This window comes from Hyphomicrobiales bacterium (assembly GCA_016125495.1).
In the GTDB taxonomy this organism is placed as follows: domain Bacteria; phylum Pseudomonadota; class Alphaproteobacteria; order Rhizobiales; family RI-29; genus RI-29.
On sequence record WGLQ01000004.1, the window covers coordinates 291966 to 309617 of the forward strand.

Below are 17652 nucleotides of genomic sequence, written 5' to 3' on the forward strand. Positions count from 1 at the left end.
ACCTCGGGCGGCCGGTGATGGCGGATGGCGCCCGCCCGCAGAAGCCTTGAGGTGCCCATTTGAGCAACATTGCCGCCGCGCCGGATCGTCCAGCCAACCCCCTCGTTGCCGTCGGTTGGATGGCCGGAACGCTCGCCTCGTTCGCGCTCCTGGCGGTGGCCGGCCGCGAGGTGATGCGCGAGGTCGACGTGATCGTGGTGATGCTGTTGCGCAGCATCATCGGCGTCGCGCTGGTCGCCTCCATCGCGCTCCTCGTCGATGGAGGCTTCGGGCGTCTGGTGACGCGGCGCCCAGGCCTTCAGCTGGCGCGCAACGTCGTGCATTTCATCGGCCAGTACTGCTGGTTCGTCGCCCTGACGCTGATCCCCCTGGCGCAGCTCTTTGCAATCGAGTTCACCGCGCCGCTGTGGGTCGCCCTGCTCGCCCCCCTCTTGCTCGGCGAGCGCTTCAGCAGGACGCGCCTCCTTGCGGCCCTCGTCGGCTTTGCCGGCGTCCTCCTGGTCATTCGGCCCGGCGCAGTTCCTGTCAGCACCGGCTCGCTCGTCATGCTGGTCGGCGCCGTCGCCTTCGCGCTCTCGATCCTCAGCGTCAAACGCCTGCTGGTGACCGACGACCCGCTCGCCATCCTGTTCTACATGAGCCTCCTGCAGATCCCGATGGCGCTCGTTCCCGCCAGCTTCGTCTTCGTCTGGCCGAACCTCGAGCAGTTCGGCTGGATCGGTTTGATTTCCCTCACCGCCCTCTCGGCCCACTTCTGCATGGCTCGCGCCATGCGTGTTGCCGACGCCGCCTTCGTTGCGCCCATGGACTTCCTGCGCTTGCCGATCATCGCCGTCGTCGGTGCGCTGCTTTACGGCGAGGCGTTCGACCCCTGGGTGATCGCGGGCGGAGCCGTGATCTTCGCGGCCAATCTCATGAACATCTTCACCGAGCGCCGCCGCCGCTCGAGGGCTAACGCATGACCACGGCCGCCACGGCGAGGACCGCGAGCAGCATGGTTTCGGTCACTTCGACGCTCGCCCCGAGGCAGTCGCCCGTGATGCCGCCGAGACGTCTGCGCCAATAGACGGCATGCAGCAGTATGATCGCCAGCGCGGCCAGCAGCACGGGGTCGGCGACCGCGCTGACGAGCCCGAGCCCGATCCCCGACCCGAGCGTCCAGCGCCGGTCGATGCCCTTGGAAAAGCGTGCCCCGAGCCCCTCGCGATAAGGCGGCACGGTGAGGCTCCAGACGAGCGTTCCAAAGCGCGCCCATGCGGGCACGAGTGCGAGCGCCAGCCCGGCGAGCAGCCAGCCGGCCACGCCCTGCCCGGGCAGATGGGTCAACAGGACGGCGAGCAGGACGAGTTTGCCGGCGATCTGCAGCGCGATGGCCTGTGCCCCGAACGAGCCGATCCTCGGGTCCCGCAGCACTTCCGTGAACCGTTCCGGTCCGCCATGCGCCGCCCCGAGCGCATCCGACACGTCCGCGAGACCGTCGAGATGCAAGCCACCTGTGACCCAGACCCAGGCCAGCAATCCGGCGAGCGCCCCGAGCCACGGCTCGACCAGCGCCCCGCCGAGCGCGGCGCCCGCCACCACGAGGCCGATGATGAAGCCGACGAGCGGGTAGTACGCGGCCGAGCGCGTCAGATCGTCCGCCTTGACGTCGGGGATCGCCGGCACCGGCAGCCGGGTGAGGAATTGCAGCGCGACCAACAGGCCCCTCAGCCGCATCCGGGTGTCCCCCCCACCGGCCGCATCACGACGCGCTGCGCCCGGCGACGGCAGCCTCCTCGAACGTCGCCATGCCGTCGTGGACGGCGAGAGCGAGCCTGACGATGGAGAGCGCGACCGCCGCCCCGGAGCCTTCGCCGAGCCGCATGGCGAGGTCGACGAGCGGGCGCGCATCGAGCGCTTCGAGCACGATGGCGTGGCCGGCCTCCTGCGAGCGGTGCGAATAGAGCAGCCAGTCGCCGGCCGACGGGTTGAGCCGCAAGGCCGCGAGCGCCGCCACCGTCACGATGAAGCCGTCGACGAGTACCGGTAGACCGGCCTGCGCTGCCCGCACGATGGCCCCGCTCAGCGCCGCGATCTCGAGCCCGCCGACCGCCTCCAGCACGGCGAGGGCATGGTCTGCCTCCCGTCCGCTGGCAACCGCGCCGGGTCCGGCAAGCAGGCCGTGGTGCGCGAGCGCTGCGGCGACCACCGAGGCCTTGTGCGCGACGCCGGCTTCATCGAGCCCGGTACCGCGTCCGACCAGTTGTTCGGGGGCCCGCCCAGTGAGCGCGGCCGCGATCGCTGCCGCCGTGGTGGTGTTGGCGATGCCCATCTCGCCGAGGATCATGAGGTCCGCCCCGTCGGCGATGGCGCGCCCGACCGCACGGCGTCCGGCGCCGAGTGCGTGTGCGAGTTCGCGACGTGTCAGCGCCGCCGTCCGGCTGAAGTCGCGCGTGCCGCAGCAGGGCTTGTCGGTGATGGCGCCGGGAATCGGCGAGCTGGCGAGCGTACCGGCATCGACGACCGATAGCCGTGCCCCCTGCGCCCGTGCCAGCACCGAGATCGCCGCACCACCGTTGACGAAATTGGCGATCATCTGAACGGTGACTTCGGCCGGATAGGCCGAGACACCCTGCGCCGCGATCCCATGATCGCCGGCAAAGACGATCACTTCGGGTCGCTCGATGCGGGGGCGCTCGCGGCGCTGTTGGCCGGCGAGCCGGATCGCGATTTCCTCGAGCCGTCCGAGGGCGCCCGCCGGCTTGGTCAGCTGGCCCTGGCGGGCCGCCGCCGCCGCCGCATGCTCGCGCGATGGCGTGGGCACGGGTGCCGCGAGCCATCCGAAAGCGTTCCCGACGTCGTCGCCCATGCCCGTTGCCTCGAATACCATTGCCCCGACCAACGCCGAATCCGTCTCGCCCTTCCATTCTCGGAGTGTCCAGGCGAGGGTGCCGGAGCCGAGGTCGAGGGGGACCAACCCCGAACTCTCATCATGAGTGCACCGTCCCAGCCACAGCCCGACGATGGCACCCCGCCGGACCCTCTACTCCTCCTCCCCCGAGCATGCACCCCCCGGCATGCGTTGCCCCGGATCGAATGATCCGGGGCCATTCTTTTTCGTGTCGGGAGCGGGCCGTGCCCTATTGTGCGGGGATCTCGTCCTTCACCTCTTCGCACTTCTTTTCGATGAAGCTGTTCACGATGTCGACCACCTGACCGGAGAAGACGCCGAAGGTGTTGTCGAGCTTGGCGGCCGGCCAGATCACGCTCTTGGCGACGGCCGGCGCCTCGATGTCGCCGAAGCGGATTTCGGCCTTCTTGGCGCGCCCGTTCTCGAAAGTGACGAGCGGGTCGACCGTCACCTTGATCTCGTAGGGTTCGCCCTCGTCACGCAGCACCGAGCACGTCACCGTGTGCGCCCCGAGTTGGAACTCGTAGTTCGGCTTGGTGAGTGCGTCGGCGAGCGCGGCGCGCGAGAAGGCGAGGTTCGTCTTGCAGCTCGCGTGCCCCCAGGGCCAGGAGATCTGGCTCGCCTTGATGATGCGGTCGAGATGTGGCTTGGGCATCGTCTTGACGACCTCGCAGGCGATGTCGTCGCCAGCGCGCGCCGGATGGTAGATGATCGTGCAGATGTCGATCTTGCAGGCCTTGCGCGCGGCCTTCTCGGCGGCAAGCATCTCGACGAGTTCGGCCGGCAGCTCGATCTCTTCCTCTTGTGTCGCGGCGATCGAGGCGGTGCCTCCGCTACTGAGGGAGAGGGCGTAGACGATGGCGGCAGTGAGGGTGAGCCGGCTGACGGGTCGAGGCATGTGGGGCTCCGTGCTGAGGACGGGCTGGCAGGCGGCCTTTCGGGCCCGTCCGTGAAACGCGACTGGCGCCCCATCGATAGCGGGATTTCCGGGCATGTCCACGACCGCCGGCGCGCCGAGCGACAATCCGTGTGCGAGCGTTGCGGCGGAACGAGGGCGCGCCGTTCCGAAATGCGGCGGGACCGCCGGCAGGGCTGCCGACGGTCCCGTCGTCGTTCGATCACGAGTGTGTCGCTCGCTCAGTGGACGAGACGGATCTTCGTGATGTGCTCGCCGATCGTGCCGAACGCCTCTTCGAGTTCGCCGACCGTAGCCGCCGAATAGTGGTAGGGCGGCTCGCTCGCGCACTGTTCATAGAGCGCCTCGGTCGCGGCATCGATGTTTCCGAAAGTGATCGTGTAGATTGTGATGTCGTCCGCCTTGGCGTTCGTGCAGGCCTGCAGCATGCGGGCATCGAGATGTTCGCGGTAGGCCTGATAGGTCTTCGGCGCGATGCGTCCGTGTTGCAGGTATCCGTAGGCCGAGAAGTCGGACCAGGTGGTATCGGTGGCCTGATCGACGATGCCGTTCATGCCGTCGGTCATCAGCACCATGATTTTCTTGGTCTGGCCTGCCGGCTTGCCCTGCGTGAACGGCTCGCCCGGAGAAAGCACGCGCCAGCCCCACACGACGCCCTGCGCCCCGTTCGTGCCCGAGCCGAACCAGTGGCTGAGCCCGTTGATCTTGTTCAAGACCTGAACTTTGGGTGATCCGAGCGGCAGGATCGGGTCCGGGCAGGCCTTGTTGGGACCGGTCGTCTCGGGCCCGGTTTCGTCGATCACCGCGGCCGTGCCATTGTATTTGCCCTGCCAATAGGTGTGGAAGTACTGGCTGCCGTTGAAGCTGAACGGGGCCGGGACCTGCGACTCGTCCTCGGGCAGGTAGTCGTTCGGGAAGGGATAGACCCACGTCTCGAAACGGTCGGACTCGTCCGGCCAGAAGTACGGCACCCAACGGGTGTCGGGATTGCTGTTCGAGGGCGGCGTGTCGTCGGCGTCGAATGGCTCCGGGCGGGCTTCGACGCATCCCTTCCACGTCGCATTCGGAATGGCGTCGAAGAGATCGAAAAGATTGATCGTGTGGCTGTTGATCAGATAGCAGCCGTCGCTCGACACGTCATAGCCGGCGGGCGGATTGTCGGGGTCCCCGGCCCGGGCGCTGGGCACCGCGAAAAATCCAGCGACGCTTTCGCCGAGCCGCTCGATGATACCCCCGAGGAACGCCGTGCGGTCGCCGCCGCCCGTGCCGGGTCCAGGGTCTTCACCGCCGCCGCCACCGCCCGGTGTGCAGCTCGGATCGAACGCCACCCAGCGGCTGCGCAGCCAATAGGCGTGATACTGCGCCTGCCCTCCGGTATCGAGCCAGGAGAGCGGAGCATTGGAACCGATGTTGACGGCGCCGTTGAAAGGCACCACGGCGACGTCGACATTCTGTTCCCCGCCTCGGTCATAGAGCATCTCGACGAGGTCCGTGGCACCGCTCCTGAGCGATGCCATGTGGCTAGCCATCGACCCGGTATTGTCGAGCACCAGCGCGACCTCGACGGGAGACGACTGGAATGCCGCCCGCGAAATCACCTCCGCCTCGACCGTCTCGATGCCGGCCACCGCGAGGAAAGTCGTCTCGACGTTGGCGCGAACCCGAACGGTCGTGACGCCGTCGGCCCGCGTCGCGGAGAAATGGGTAATTGCTTGCGCGGCGCCGGACACCAGGTTCTGGTCGAAATGGCTCCGCGCGGTGGTGATGAGGTCGTTGCCCTGGAGCGCGGCCTGCCGTCCTGCCGCGAGGACGGCCGCGTCCGCTGCCGCCTGCATCTCGCCGCGTAGGTTGCTGGTCCGCCCGTAGTCGATCATCGCCCCGACGGCGACCAGCAGGACGGCGGCTACGCCGGCGAAGATGATGGCCGTGGAGCCGGAGTTCTCGCGCGCGAGCCGAGCGAGGACGCCTGTCCCGCCCGGACGTGCCCGTTCGGTGGTCCGGTCCCACATCGTTTCGATCCTAAGCGCCATTTCTTCCCCACCACCACGGAAGCCTCGATAATCAGCGTTATCTGATACTTGAAACATCATGAGGGCTGCTTTATGAGGGAGTGATAATTTGTTGCGAATTGTTCGCTTTCCGCGGCGGTGCCGGCAATTCGTTGACAGCTTGTCGCGCTGGTGCGGCCGCGCACCGGCGGCGGAAAGGCGTCGAGTGCGCGCACGAATTCTTCCCGGCCGCGCGCCCGCGCCGCATCGCCGGGAAGCTGCGGCGGCCTCGGGCTTTCCTTTGCGGTATTAGCATTACCCGTCGATCGTGCGAACGCGCCGGGGCGTTTCGGTCGGCGGGGCGAATGCTCGGATAGGGAAACCCTGGTCCCGCCTCAAACCGCCGTAACGAAGCTGTCCACCACGTGCTTGCGGCCGGCATCGTCGAAGTCGATCACCAGCTTGCTGCCGTCGACCTGGGCGACCGTGCCGAGACCGAACTTGGCATGATTGACGCGCGAGCCGGTCTTGAAGCGCCCGCTCTGGCGTGTCGAGGAGGCGACGATCTCGCCGTCGATGGTGCGCGGGCCTGCGTCGCGCCGCCGCTCCGGCTCGGCATTCCATTGCTTTTGCGCCCGCTGCCAGCCGGGCGTCGCATAGGTGTTCGCAAAGCCGGCCGCGGGCGTCTCGAACCGCGAAAGGCCATAGCCGCCGTGGCGCGCACCACTCCGCGCCGCCTCGATGACATCGACGTGCGCTTCGGGCAATTCGTCGACGAATCGCGAGGGGATCGCCGACTGCCAGAGCGCATGCACGCGTCGGTTCTGCGCAAAGGAGATGTGCGCCCGCTTGCGCGCCCGGGTGACGCCGACATAGGCGAGCCTGCGCTCTTCTTCGAGGCCCGCCTGCCCGCTTTCGTCGAGCGCGCGCTGATGCGGAAACAATCCCTCCTCCCATCCGGGAAGATAAACCGTGTCGAACTCCAGTCCCTTGGCGGCGTGCAGCGTCATCAGGCTGACCCTGTCGCCGTCGCTGTCGGCCTCCGCGTCCATCACCAGCGAGACGTGCTCGAGAAAGCCGGCGAGGGTGTCGAAAGCCCCCATGAAGCGCACCAGTTCCTTGAGGTTCTCGAGCCTGGTGTGGGCCTGCGGACTCTTGTCGGCCTGCCACATGGCGGTATAGCCGCTCTCGTCGAGGATGATTTCGGCAAGGTCGGTGTGGCTCATCTCGCCCGCCAGTTTCCGCCAGCGCGCGCACTGCCCGAGGAGGTCGGCGAGCGATTTTCGGGTCTTGCCCGTCAGTTCCTCGCTCTGTGACATTTCCACTGCCGCGTCGTGGAGGGAAATGCCGCGGCTGCGCGCATGCGTGATGATGCGCCGGACGCTGGTCTCGCCGATGCCGCGCTTCGGCACGTTGACGATGCGCTCGAGCTTGATGTCGTTGGCGGGGTTGAGCGTCACCTCGAGGTAGGCGATGGCGTCCTTGATCTCCTGGCGCTCGTAAAAGCGCGGTCCGCCGATGACGCGGTATGGCAGCCCGGTCGTCACGAAGCGGTCCTCGAAGGCGCGCATCTGGAAGGAGGCGCGAACCAGGATCGCCACCTCGTTGAGCTTGTGGCCGGTGCGCCGCAGCGATTCGATCCCCTCGCCGATGGTGCGCGCTTCCTCTTCGTCGTCCCAGACCCCCGTGACCGTCACCCTTTCGCCCGGTGCCCCGTCGGTGCGCAGCGTTTTGCCGAGCCGGCCGCGATTGTGCGCGATGAGCCCCGATGCGGCCGCCAGGATATGGCCCGTGGAGCGGTAATTGGTCTCCACCCTGAACACCCTGGCGCCCGGAAAGTCGGCCTCGAAGCGCAGGATGTTGTCGACCTCCGCCCCGCGCCAGCCATAGATCGACTGGTCGTCGTCGCCGACACAGCACACGTTGTTGCTGCCCTGCGCCAGCAGCCGCAGCCAGAGGTATTGCGCGACGTTGGTGTCCTGGTACTCGTCGACCAGCAGGAACCGGAAGCGCCGATGGTATTCGGCGAGCACGTCCGGATGCTCGAGAAAGAGCCGCGTGCATTCGAGCAGCAGATCGCCGAAATCGACGGCGTTGAGCTCCTTGAGCCGCACCTGATACTGCCGGTAGAGGTCTCCGCCCTTGCCGTCGGCGAACGCCAGCGCCTCGCCGGCTGGCACCCTCGCCGGAGTGAGACCGCGGTTCTTCCAGCCGTCGATGAGGTTCGCGAGCTGACGTGCCGGCCAGCGCTTGGCATCGAGCCCCTCGGCCTCGATGAGCTGTTTGAGGAGGCGGATCTGGTCGTCGGTATCGAGGATCGTGAAACCGGACTTGAGGTCGACCAGTTCGGCATGGCGGCGCAGGATCTTGACACCGATCGAATGGAACGTTCCGAGCCAGGGCATGCCTTCGACGGCGCCGCCGACGATGCGCCCGATGCGCTCCTTCATTTCGCGTGCGGCCTTGTTGGTGAACGTGACGGCGAGGATCTGCGAGGGCCAGGCCCGCCCGCTCGCCAGGATGTGCGCGATGCGCGTGGTCAGCACGCGCGTCTTGCCGGTGCCGGCGCCGGCCAGCACCAGAACCGGCCCCTCCAGCGTTTCGACCGCCGCCCGCTGTTCCGGATTGAGGCCTTCGAGATAGCTCGCGCTGCCTTGTGCCCGGCCGGCCGCCGCCAGCGCGCGTTCGGAGATCGAAAGCGCGCGCGTGTGTCCGCCGATGGGCTCGCCCCCTTCTTCCGAGAAGCCCGGTGCCTCGTCGCTATCGGGGTACCGTCCGGCGGGCCGCGCGCCATGAGCCATCGGATCACTCCAAGCCGCCGAGCATGATCGGATCATGGTCGGGTGTTTTCGATTCGTTTCTCCACCGCTCAACTATAGCATCAAGCCGGCGCCTCCAAGGCAGCACCCGCCCCGTTGTCCCCGGCAGAGACCGCACCGGTGCATTTCACCGGAACGTGATCGTCGGACGGCGCCCGGCTTGATCGAGGTCAAAGTTGCCCTGGAGGGCGCATGCGAATTTTCGCATATGACGTTTGGAACGGCGCTGGCTGTTCGATCGTCCTCGCCACCGCGGCCGGACCATCGGCGCCGGGCGAGCGCTGAATGGAGGAGCACGAAGATGATGACGAATGTTGGCGGCATCGACCGCATTCTGCGGATCGTGGTGGGGCTGGGGTTGATCGCGCTGGTCTTCGTCGGTCCGAAGACGATGTGGGGCTGGATCGGTGTGATCCCGCTGGTCACGGGCTTGATCGGCAGTTGTCCGGCGAATTCGCTGCTCGGCGTCAACACCTGCCCGCGCAAGGGCGCCTGACGCGGCTCCATGGGACCGCCGCTGCCGGGTGCTCGTTGCACCCTGCGGCGGCGTACGCCGGGCGCGCCCGTTCAGCGGTGCTCCTCGACGTGCGCTTCGACCAGCGCCCGATTGTAGATGTGCAGCGCATCGACATGATAGGCGTGCCCGATGACGCGATGAATGTCGTTGTCGTGCACGATGGGGATGATCTGTTCGCCCGAGCGGTCGAAGGCCCTCAGCGCGGATTCCACCGTGTCGCCCATCAGCAGCCAGGGCCCCTGGTCGTCGGGCGCCCGTCGGCGTTCCTCCGCGTCGTCGGCCGGCACGAGGCGGGCGAAATCGCGCACCGTCAGTTTTCGCATGATCTCCTTGTGCGGTCCTTCGCCGAGGAAGAGGCCGCGCGTGGCGAGCTGCCAGTGAAAGAAGCTCTCGCCGAGCACGGCGATCGTCGCCCCGTTGGCGATCGAGACCGTGAGCAGGATGGCGATCGCCATGGCATAGCCCTCGGTCAGCTCGAAGACGATCATCGTGGTCGAGATCGGCGCGCCGAGCACCGCGGCCGCGACGCCCCCCATGCCCAGAATGGCATAGAGGCCGTTGCTCGAGGCCGCCTGCGGCACGATCGACTCGGCGATGATCCCGAAGGCACCACCCGCCATGGCCCCGAGATAGAGCGAGGGCGAAAAGACGCCGCCGCCGAAGCGGCTGGCCAGCGAGATCGCTGTCGCCGCGGTCTTGGCGACCAGCAGCGCCAGGAGCAGGAGCAAGGGCAGTTGCTGCTTGAGCGCCATGTCGGTCGCCTCGTAGCCGACACCGAGCACGTGCGGAAAAGCGAGCGCGATGAGGCCGACGGCGAATCCTCCGATCATCGGGCGCACCCAGAGCGGCATTCGGATGCCCCAAAGCAGCCGCTCGGTCACCATCAGCGAGGACTGGAAGAGGATCGCCACGGCCGCGCACGTCAGTCCGAGCAGCACGAAGGCCGGGAATTCGAGGTAGGAGGTGATCTGGTACTGCGGGATGATGAAGGCGGGGAAATCGCCGAGGTGCATCCGGGCGATCGCCGTGCCCGCCACGCTCGCGATCACGATCGGCACGAACGCGCTCATGGCGTAATGCCGCAGGATCACCTCGCAAGCAAAGAGGACGCCTGCCATGGGCGCATTGAACGAGGCCGAGACGGCGGCCGCCACGCCCGCTGCCAGCAGGGTGCGCCGTGCCGCGGCCGGCAGCTGCATGTAGTTCTCGATCGCCGAAGCGATGGTCGCGCCGAGGTGCACGACCGGTCCCTCCCGCCCGACACTCGCCCCGCAGCCGATCGAGATCGCCGAGATGAGGGCGCTCCAGAGGCCGGTCCGGGTTTGCATCTGGCAATCGCGCAGCGCCCGCGCCTCGATCACGTCGGCGACGCCGTGCGCGCGCCTGCCGGGGACGTGGTTCTGCAGCAGGTAGCCGATGACGAGGCCCCCTGCCGCCGGTGCCAGCAGGATGACCGGCCATGGGACGTAGGCGGCTGCCGTAACCACGCTTTCGTGCATCGTGCCGAGCCAAGCGAGCTGGACGAGGCCGATGAGTGTGCGGAACAGGATGGCGGCATAGGCGACGCCCGCTCCGATGATGAGAGCGAGCAGCCAGACCTGGAGCGTGCGTGCCTCAACAAAGGCGTTAATGCTTGGAATGATGCGGTCGAGCACGACCGAGCGGAACCAGCTTGCCATCGAGGCGGGCTCGCCCGTCCGCTCGACGGGGAAGGCGTGAACCAGGGAGCGGCGAATCGCGCGAAGGCGATCACGCCAGCGGCCTCCGGAAGGGTCGCGCGCGTGGCTCGGTCGTGTCATCCTGGCTGCCTAGACGAGGCGGATGGCGTCCGCAATGGGCCGCGGGGCGAAGGAATGCGCATGGCGGCCTATGGTTCGGCGTGGCTACTGGAGTTGTCGGTGCCGGTTTGCTAGTTCGTTCGATGCTCCGAAGGCGTTGGGGTGTCGCCCCGCTGCGCTCGGAAGAAGGAGGTCGAGGGTAGGTACGATGAACTCGTTCCTGTTGACGCTCGCCACGCTGGTCGTGCTGGTTCTCGGCGCACTTTTCGCCGTGCCGCTTTTCGTCGACTGGAACACCTACCGGGCAGCCATCGAGCAGCAGGCCAGCGAGATCGTCGGGCGCGAGGTGCGCATTGGTGGCCAGGTTTCGCTCAGCCTGCTGCCCGCGCCCTATCTCGACCTCGAGAACATTCGCGTCGCCGACGTTTCAGGCCGCTTCGACAACGCCTTCCTGCGACTCGAGCGGGCAACCGTCTGGCTCTCGATACCGCCTTTGCTCCAGGGGCGTGTGGAAGCGCGCAAGGTCGCGCTCGTCGAACCCCGCCTGCGCCTGGCCATCGATTCCGAGGGGCGTGGCAACTGGGAAGGTCTCGGCGATACCGCGCGCTTCAACCTGGACGCTGGCGACATCGCCCTGCAGTCAGTCGTGATCGAGGATGGCCGGATCAGTCTCCACGCCCCCTCGAATGAACGAATCCTCGACTTCGACAAGCTCTCGGGTGAGTTGTCCGCCGCCACGCTCGATGGCCCCTTCCGTTTCAGAGGCACCACCGAACGATCCGGCATCGAGCACGAGGTCTGGCTGACGACGGGGCGCCGCGAGCCGACCGGTGGCATCAAGTTCTCGTCCGGCATGAAGCCCGCCACACGCGCGAGCGGCTCCGGCGACTACAGTTTCGCCGGCGAACTGATCGTCGGGACCGATGGCGCCCGCATCGAGGGAGGACTGGTTTCCCGCCACGCCATCCCGATCGGGTGGACGGCGGGGAGCATACGGTCGCAGGCCCTCCCCGCGGATCGCGGCGCGGTCCTTCCGGCCGAACTTCGTGCCACCGTCGAAGCCGATGGCTCGGCCCTGCGTTTCGGCCAGATCGCCTTGACCTTCGAGAGCGGCGGTCGCCCGCAGCTGGTGAGCGGCGAGGCGACACTGGACTGGCGCGAGAAGCTGACGCTCGATTCGAGCTTTTCCGCGCGCTGGCTCGATCTCGATCGCCTCGCCAGCCCGGCCGTCGGATCCTCGGGCGCCGATAGCGGCAGCGAGGGCGACACCGGGCAGGACGTCACGGTCGGCAACGCCGTTGCACTCGCTCGCCCGCTCGCCGGTCTCGAAGCGATCGCCGAGGCGATCCTCGCCGGCGCCGTGTTGGACGGCGATGCGCGCTATCGTCTCGCCGTCGAAAAGCTCAACCTCGGTGGCGATCTCGTCGATGGTCTCTCGCTCGAGGTGCGCCGTCGCAGTCCGACCCAGCCCGTCGAGATCGTCGGATTGCGCGCGGCCCTGCCGGGCTCGAGCCACCTCGCGATCGAGGGACGCTTGACCGGCCGACCGTCTGGCGGTGTCGCCTTCGGCGGTACCGTCGAATTGCACGGTGCCAATCTGGCGCGAGTGCTGAAATGGGCCGGCGGCGACGAGGTTTCGCAGCTGCTGCACATGCCGGAGGTCGAGGACCACTTCGCGATCGCCGCCAGTCTGGCCGTCGACGAGGCGGCCATCGCACTGCGCGAAGCCTACGGCGAGCTTGGCCAGAATGCCTTCAGGGGCGCCATTCAGGTCGGCGCCGGTTCCGAAGGAAAGCTGCAGCTGCGCCTCGAGAGCGACCGCCTCGACCTGCGCCGGATCGCTCCGGGCGACTTCCACCTCGCCGCGCTCGGCACCGAACTCGGCATCATCGCCGACCTCGAGGGCGATGCCGCTGGCGGGCTGCCGCTGGCCCGTCGTCTGGCCGGCCGTGACGCCCGCCTCGATATCGAGATCGGCGAGATCGTTCTGCCGGACCGAACGTTGAGCGACGTGATCGCCAAACTGGGGTTGGAGTCCGATCGCCTGCAGGTCGACCGCCTCTCGCTGGTCTCGAGTGACGGCATCGAGCTGTCGCTGGAGGGGCTCGTCGAGGATGCCCGGCGCGAGCCGCGCGGCAACTTGCGTTATGTGGTGGCCGGCGCGACCCCTGCCGCCGTCGAGGAACTTCTCTCGGGTAGCTCCGACCTCCTGGCCGATCGCATCCGCACCCGCCTTGCCGGCACGCTTGCCCCTATGCGCCTCGCCGGCGTTGCGAGTTTCGGTCAGCGCGGGGCGGCGACCCTCGATCTGTCAGCCGACGGCGCCGCGGGCGCGAGCCGCATCGTCGCCCTGGTACGCAGCGACACCCCGGGCGGCAGCCTTTCCGAGGGCCTCCTCGATGTCACCGTGTCGGCCGAGACCGAGCGTCCCGCCGATCTCCTCGTCCAACTCGCCCCATCGCGGCGGCGCGAGCGCCTCGCGCGCGTCCTGGCGGACGGGTCGGGCTCGGCGCGAGCATCGGCGCGGGCGAACGGCTTCCTGTCGTTGCGCGCGACCGGCCGCCTCGTCGATGGCATGGCGACCGTCTTCGGTGTCGAAGCAGGACCGCTCACCGCCGGGTTCGCGGGGACCACCGGTCTCGCCGATGGCGAGATCGAGCTCTCCGGCACCGCTGAATTGAGCACCAGCAACGCCGTTGCGGCCCTCGCGATCCTCGATGCCGACGCCGCTGGTTTCGTGCATCCCGGCCCGCTCGCCTTCAAGTCGGGCCTGACCGCCAGCCGTCGGCGCATCGCGCTCGCCTCGGGAGCGGTTCGCGGCGATGGCCTCATCGTCGATGGCGACGGACAGGTGTCCTTCGACGACGATGTGACGCGCATCGACGGTTCGATCCGCTTTGCCGACGTCTCCCTCGGTGCCCTCATGGCGTTGAGCGTTGCCCCGTCGGGCAGTACCGCCCAGGAAACCGCCATCGGCCGGTTGCAGGGTGGGCTCGCCGGTCGCGCGGCGGCGATCGGTGGCGACGATGGTGACGTCACCACCCTCGCGCGGTCCCCGGAGCCGCAGGGCGGCTGGCTGAGCGACGATCCCTTCGATTTCTCTCCTCTCGCCGGCGTATCGGCCGAAATCCGGGTGTTCGCGGATCGCCTCGAGGTGGCCCCCGACCTCGTCGTCGAGGATGCCCGCATGGGGGTCCGCCTCGAGGAAGGCGCCATCACGGTTTCGGCGCTCGAGGCCAGGGCCCTCGGTGGAACCCTCGCGGCTCGCGGCGCGATCACGAAGGTTCCGGCCGGCGCCGACTTGCGCCTCGAGGTTCGCGGCGAGGCCATGAAGATCGCCGCGCTGCTGTCGGCCGCCTCCGGCGAACGCCTTGTCGGCAGCGTCGAGCCGACGGCGGGCAGCCCGGCGGCGTTCGGGGTTGCGGCGCCGGTCGTTCCTTTGCCTTCGCCAGCTTCGCGGCGGCAGACTATCGAGACGGTGGCGGCAGCAGGCCCCGTGCGCGAACGCGTAGTAGCGGCGGGACCCGACGATGCCGCTGGTGGGGCGGACGAGGATGCCGCTCAGGGCACCTTCGATGTGGAGGTGCAGGCGGGTGGCCGCGGCCTCAGCCCGCGCGGCGTTGCCACCGTTCTCGCCGGCACCGGGCGTCTCGAACTGTCTGCGGGCTGGCTGGTCGGGGCATCCCCTGGCGCCGTCTCCGAGGAGAGCCGCAACGCCATCGAGGCCGAGGAGGCCGTGAGCGAGGAGCGTCTCGCCGAGCGGCTCCGCGAGCGGCTGCGCGACGCGCGCTTTCCGTTCCCCGGCTTCGAGCTGCCCTTCGTCATCGAGGATGGCACGGCGCGGGTCCGTGGCGTGCGGATCGCTGCGGCCGACGGGCGAGCGGCGCTGACGATGGACACCTATCTCGATTTCGCTCGCCTCGCCTACGACAGCGAGTGGACACTGACCGAGCAGCCTGACATCGGCGAGCGCGGCATCCTCACCTTGCCGCCCGTGACCATCGTGCATTCGGGGCCATTGAACGGCCTCGGTCGCCACGAGCCACGCATCGAGATCGGCGCGCTGGCGCGCGAGTTGACCGTTCGCCAGATGGAAACCAACGTCGAGCGCCTCGAAGCGCTGCGCCGGGCAACGGAAGGCCTGGCAGCGACCGGGAGGGAGCAGGCTGGTGAATCCGGACAGCCCGCGGCTCCGCCGGCCGGGTCCGTCGCCGTGCAAAGGGCCCCGGATTCCTCTTTGCGAGAGCCGGCAGTTTCCGAAACTGTCGTGCCCAAGCCGCTCATCGTGTTCGACCCGGCCGCCGCCGCCGTCACCATCGGCGGGCGGACCGCTGGCAGCTCTGGTATCACCGTTGCGCCGCTCGCGCCGCCGCCATCCTCGTTTCCCGAGACGTGGCAGGCCGCACCGAGCGCCGTTCCGAAACGGGCGGCCGATTCCGCGCTCGAGAGTTCGCGCATCGCCCCGCCGACGACCGCGCTCATTTCCGATTGGCGCGCCGCTCCCGAGGCGACGCAAACAACCGGTTCGGGCGGCTCGGTGGAGTTGCCGACCGGGACCAGGGCCGCTCCCGAGGCGGTTGATGCGAGCCCACGCGCGGCACGGCGCGAGCCCGAGCCCGTGCGGCGCCAATCCGGCAGCACGCGCCGCACCCGCGCTCCGTCGGATGCCTTCAATTCCGAGAGGTGAGCCATCGCTCGTGACAGCGCCTTCTGGCGCCGTGCGATGAGGTCACGTCACGAGCGGGCATCGGAACGGAAATGACCGCGTCGGGCCGCTCACTGTCGGCTCGCGGCGTCCCCCGCCTCGCCGTTGGCACCGGCCCCCGACCTGTCGACCAGCCAGAGGAGCGCGGCCACCCGGAGCGCCCCCGAAAGACCCGCCGAGCCTTGCCCGGCAACGATCGACTCGCGTTCGCCTGCCTGGAGCCGTTCACCATCCACGCGGGCAGCGAGGGCGTTGAGCGAGAGCCCCTCGTCCTCGGCCATCGCCCGCAGCACCAGCCAGAACGCTTCCTCGAGAGAAACCGATGTCCGGTGTCCGGCGATGGTGAGGGAGCGCTTCGCGGGCCGCGCGAGCTGTCGTGCCGAGCGCCGCGCCGGTCGGCCCACGGAGGCATCAGGGGCACGTCCTGCGCCCTCCCCTGGCGGATCGGACGCCAGTTCGGCGAGCACCCGCGCAAGCGGTGAGCGCTCATTCGCCCGCGGTTCCGCGTCCTTGTCCGCGCTCCCCGCCCGGCTCACGTCGACGACGGCCCGATCATCTTTTCAGGCACGACGATGGCATCGAAATCCTCGGCCGCAATGCCGTCGCGCACCGCTTCCTCGCGCAGCGTCGTGCCGTTCTTGTGCGCGGTCTTGGCGATCCTCGCGGCGCGGTCGTAGCCGTATTTCTCCTTGAGCGGCGTGACCAGCATCAGCGAATTCTCCAGACCCCGCTTGATGTTGTCGAGGCGCGGTTCGATCCCGACGACGCAGTTGTCGGTGAACGAGACGGCGGCATCGGCCAGCAGACGCACCGACTGGAGGAAATTGTAGGCCATCATCGGATTGAAGACGTTGAGTTCGAAATGGCCCTGGCTGCCGGCGAAGGTGATGGCGGCATTGTTGCCGTGAATGTGGGCCGCGACCTGCGTCAACGCCTCCGACTGGGTCGGGTTGACCTTGCCCGGCATGATCGAGGAGCCGGGCTCGTTCTCCGGCAACGCCAGCTCGCCGAGACCGGCGCGGGGGCCGGAGCCGAGGAAGCGGATGTCGTTGGCGATCTTGAAGCAGCTCATCGCGACGGTCGTGATGGCGCCGTGCGTCATGACCATGGCGTCGTGCGCCGCCAGTGCCTCGAATTTGTTCGGGGCGGTTTTGAAATCGAGACCGGTGATTTCGGCGATTCGCTCGGCGACCTTCTCGGCGAAACCGACCGGCGCCGCGAGACCCGTGCCGACGGCGGTGCCGCCCTGGGCCAGCTCCATCAGCTCCGGCATGGTGGACTGGATCCGCAGAATGCCATTCTCGATCTGTTTGGCGTAGCCGGAAAACTCCTGGCCGAGTGTGATCGGGGTCGCGTCCTGGGTGTGTGTTCGGCCGATCTTGATGATGTGCCCCCACGCCTTCGCCTTGGCATCGAGCGCGGCGTGCAGCTTGCGCAGCGCCGGGATGAGCCGGTGGACGATCTCCTCGGCGCAAGCGATGTGCATTGCGGTCGGGAAGGTGTCGTTCGACGACTGGCTCATGTTGACGTGGTCATTGGGGTGGATCGGCTTCTTGGAGCCCATCTCGCCGCCCATCATCTCGATGGCGCGGTTCGAGATCACCTCGTTGGCATTCATGTTCGATTGTGTGCCCGAGCCGGTCTGCCAGACGACGAGGGGGAAGTGGGCGTCGAGCTTGCCCTCGATCACCTCGTCGGCGGCCGCGACGATCACGGCGCCGAGCGCGGGATCGAGCTTGCCGAGCGCCATGTTGGCTTCGGCCGCCGCCTTTTTGACGATACCGAGCGCCCGGATGATCGGGACGGGCTGCTTTTCCCAGCCGATCTTGAAGTTGCCGAGCGAGCGTTGCGCTTGGGCGCCCCAGTAGCGGTTGGCCTCGACCTCGATGGGACCGAACGTATCGGTCTCGGTGCGGGTTGCTGAGGTCATGGCTCACTTGCCTCCTGGTGTGATGGGACGGCACATTGCGGGCCGAAGCGCCCATGGAACTGCGCTTGGCGGCCCGCCGCGCGGATGTGCGGGACTATAGTCGTGACCC

10 protein-coding genes and 1 pseudogene are annotated in these 17652 nt (G+C 68.1%); 3 read left to right on the plus strand and 8 right to left on the minus strand.

Annotated features, from left to right (window positions below; translation table 11 throughout):
* The first annotated feature begins 119 nt into the window (after positions 1-119).
* The gene (locus GC150_04035; protein MBI1384062.1) at positions 120-962 is read left to right on the plus strand and encodes an EamA family transporter; all 843 of its coding nucleotides are present in this window, start codon (positions 120-122) and stop codon (positions 960-962) included.
* On the opposite strand, the gene cobS is transcribed toward GC150_04035, so the two are convergent.
* The 5 genes and pseudogenes from cobS to GC150_04060 all read right to left on the minus strand — a co-directional run bounded on the left by cobS (position 952) and on the right by GC150_04060 (position 8595).
* Complete coding sequence (cobS, locus tag GC150_04040) at positions 952-1716, minus strand: adenosylcobinamide-GDP ribazoletransferase (protein MBI1384063.1); 765 nt, start codon at positions 1714-1716, stop codon at positions 952-954. The two genes, GC150_04035 and cobS, sit on opposite strands and share 11 nt — an antisense overlap.
* 25 nt (positions 1717-1741) lie before the next feature.
* Positions 1742-2848 carry a nicotinate-nucleotide--dimethylbenzimidazole phosphoribosyltransferase gene (gene cobT / locus GC150_04045; GenBank protein MBI1384064.1) on the minus strand — a complete coding sequence of 369 codons (1107 nt, stop codon included), beginning with the start codon at positions 2846-2848 and terminating at the stop codon, positions 1742-1744.
* A gap of 271 nt (positions 2849-3119) precedes the next feature.
* Positions 3120-3788 (minus strand): hypothetical protein, encoded by a 669-nt coding sequence (locus GC150_04050; GenBank protein ID MBI1384065.1) that lies wholly within the window; start codon positions 3786-3788, stop codon positions 3120-3122.
* 1820 nt (positions 3789-5608) lie between these two features.
* Positions 5609-5815: pseudogene (locus tag GC150_04055) on the minus strand (hypothetical protein).
* Positions 5816-6189: 374 nt separating this feature from the next.
* Positions 6190-8595, minus strand: a complete 2406-nt coding sequence (locus GC150_04060; protein MBI1384066.1) for an AAA family ATPase — start codon at positions 8593-8595, stop codon at positions 6190-6192.
* Positions 8596-8914: 319 nt separating this feature from the next.
* On the opposite strand from GC150_04060, the gene GC150_04065 reads away from it, so the two are divergent.
* The gene (locus tag GC150_04065) at positions 8915-9109 is read left to right on the plus strand and encodes a DUF2892 domain-containing protein (GenBank protein ID MBI1384067.1); all 195 of its coding nucleotides are present in this window, start codon (positions 8915-8917) and stop codon (positions 9107-9109) included.
* Positions 9110-9180: 71 nt separating this feature from the next.
* On the opposite strand, the gene GC150_04070 is transcribed toward GC150_04065, so the two are convergent.
* A complete protein-coding gene (locus GC150_04070; protein MBI1384068.1) occupies positions 9181-10809 on the minus strand; it encodes a chloride channel protein in 1629 nt (542 codons plus the stop codon).
* A gap of 142 nt (positions 10810-10951) precedes the next feature.
* On the opposite strand from GC150_04070, the gene GC150_04075 reads away from it, so the two are divergent.
* Positions 10952-15595 carry an AsmA family protein gene (locus GC150_04075; protein MBI1384069.1) on the plus strand — a complete coding sequence of 1548 codons (4644 nt, stop codon included), beginning with the start codon at positions 10952-10954 and terminating at the stop codon, positions 15593-15595.
* Between the two features lie 89 nt (positions 15596-15684).
* On the opposite strand, the gene GC150_04080 is transcribed toward GC150_04075, so the two are convergent.
* Positions 15685-16017 (minus strand): hypothetical protein, encoded by a 333-nt coding sequence (locus tag GC150_04080; GenBank protein ID MBI1384070.1) that lies wholly within the window; start codon positions 16015-16017, stop codon positions 15685-15687.
* A 128-nt stretch (positions 16018-16145) separates the two neighbouring features.
* On the minus strand, positions 16146-17543 hold the full coding sequence (gene fumC, locus GC150_04085) for a class II fumarate hydratase (protein ID MBI1384071.1): 1398 nt from the start codon (positions 17541-17543) through the stop codon (positions 16146-16148).
* Positions 17544-17652 lie beyond the last annotated feature (109 nt).

Coding starts and splice junctions, on each gene's coding strand:
- cobS (MBI1384063.1), bottom strand. CDS start 1,716: ATGCGGCTGAGGGGCCTGTTGGTCGCGCTGCAATTCCTCACCCGGCTG.
- GC150_04050 (MBI1384065.1), bottom strand. CDS start 3,788: ATGCCTCGACCCGTCAGCCGGCTCACCCTCACTGCCGCCATCGTCTAC.
- GC150_04075 (MBI1384069.1), top strand. CDS start 10,952: ATGGCGTCCGCAATGGGCCGCGGGGCGAAGGAATGCGCATGGCGGCCT.
- GC150_04070 (MBI1384068.1), bottom strand. CDS start 10,809: ATGGCAAGCTGGTTCCGCTCGGTCGTGCTCGACCGCATCATTCCAAGC.
- GC150_04060 (MBI1384066.1), bottom strand. CDS start 8,595: ATGGCTCATGGCGCGCGGCCCGCCGGACGGTACCCCGATAGCGACGAG.
- GC150_04035 (MBI1384062.1), top strand. CDS start 120: ATGGCCGGAACGCTCGCCTCGTTCGCGCTCCTGGCGGTGGCCGGCCGC.
- GC150_04065 (MBI1384067.1), top strand. CDS start 8,915: ATGATGACGAATGTTGGCGGCATCGACCGCATTCTGCGGATCGTGGTG.
- fumC (MBI1384071.1), bottom strand. CDS start 17,543: ATGACCTCAGCAACCCGCACCGAGACCGATACGTTCGGTCCCATCGAG.
- cobT (MBI1384064.1), bottom strand. CDS start 2,848: ATGGGCGACGACGTCGGGAACGCTTTCGGATGGCTCGCGGCACCCGTG.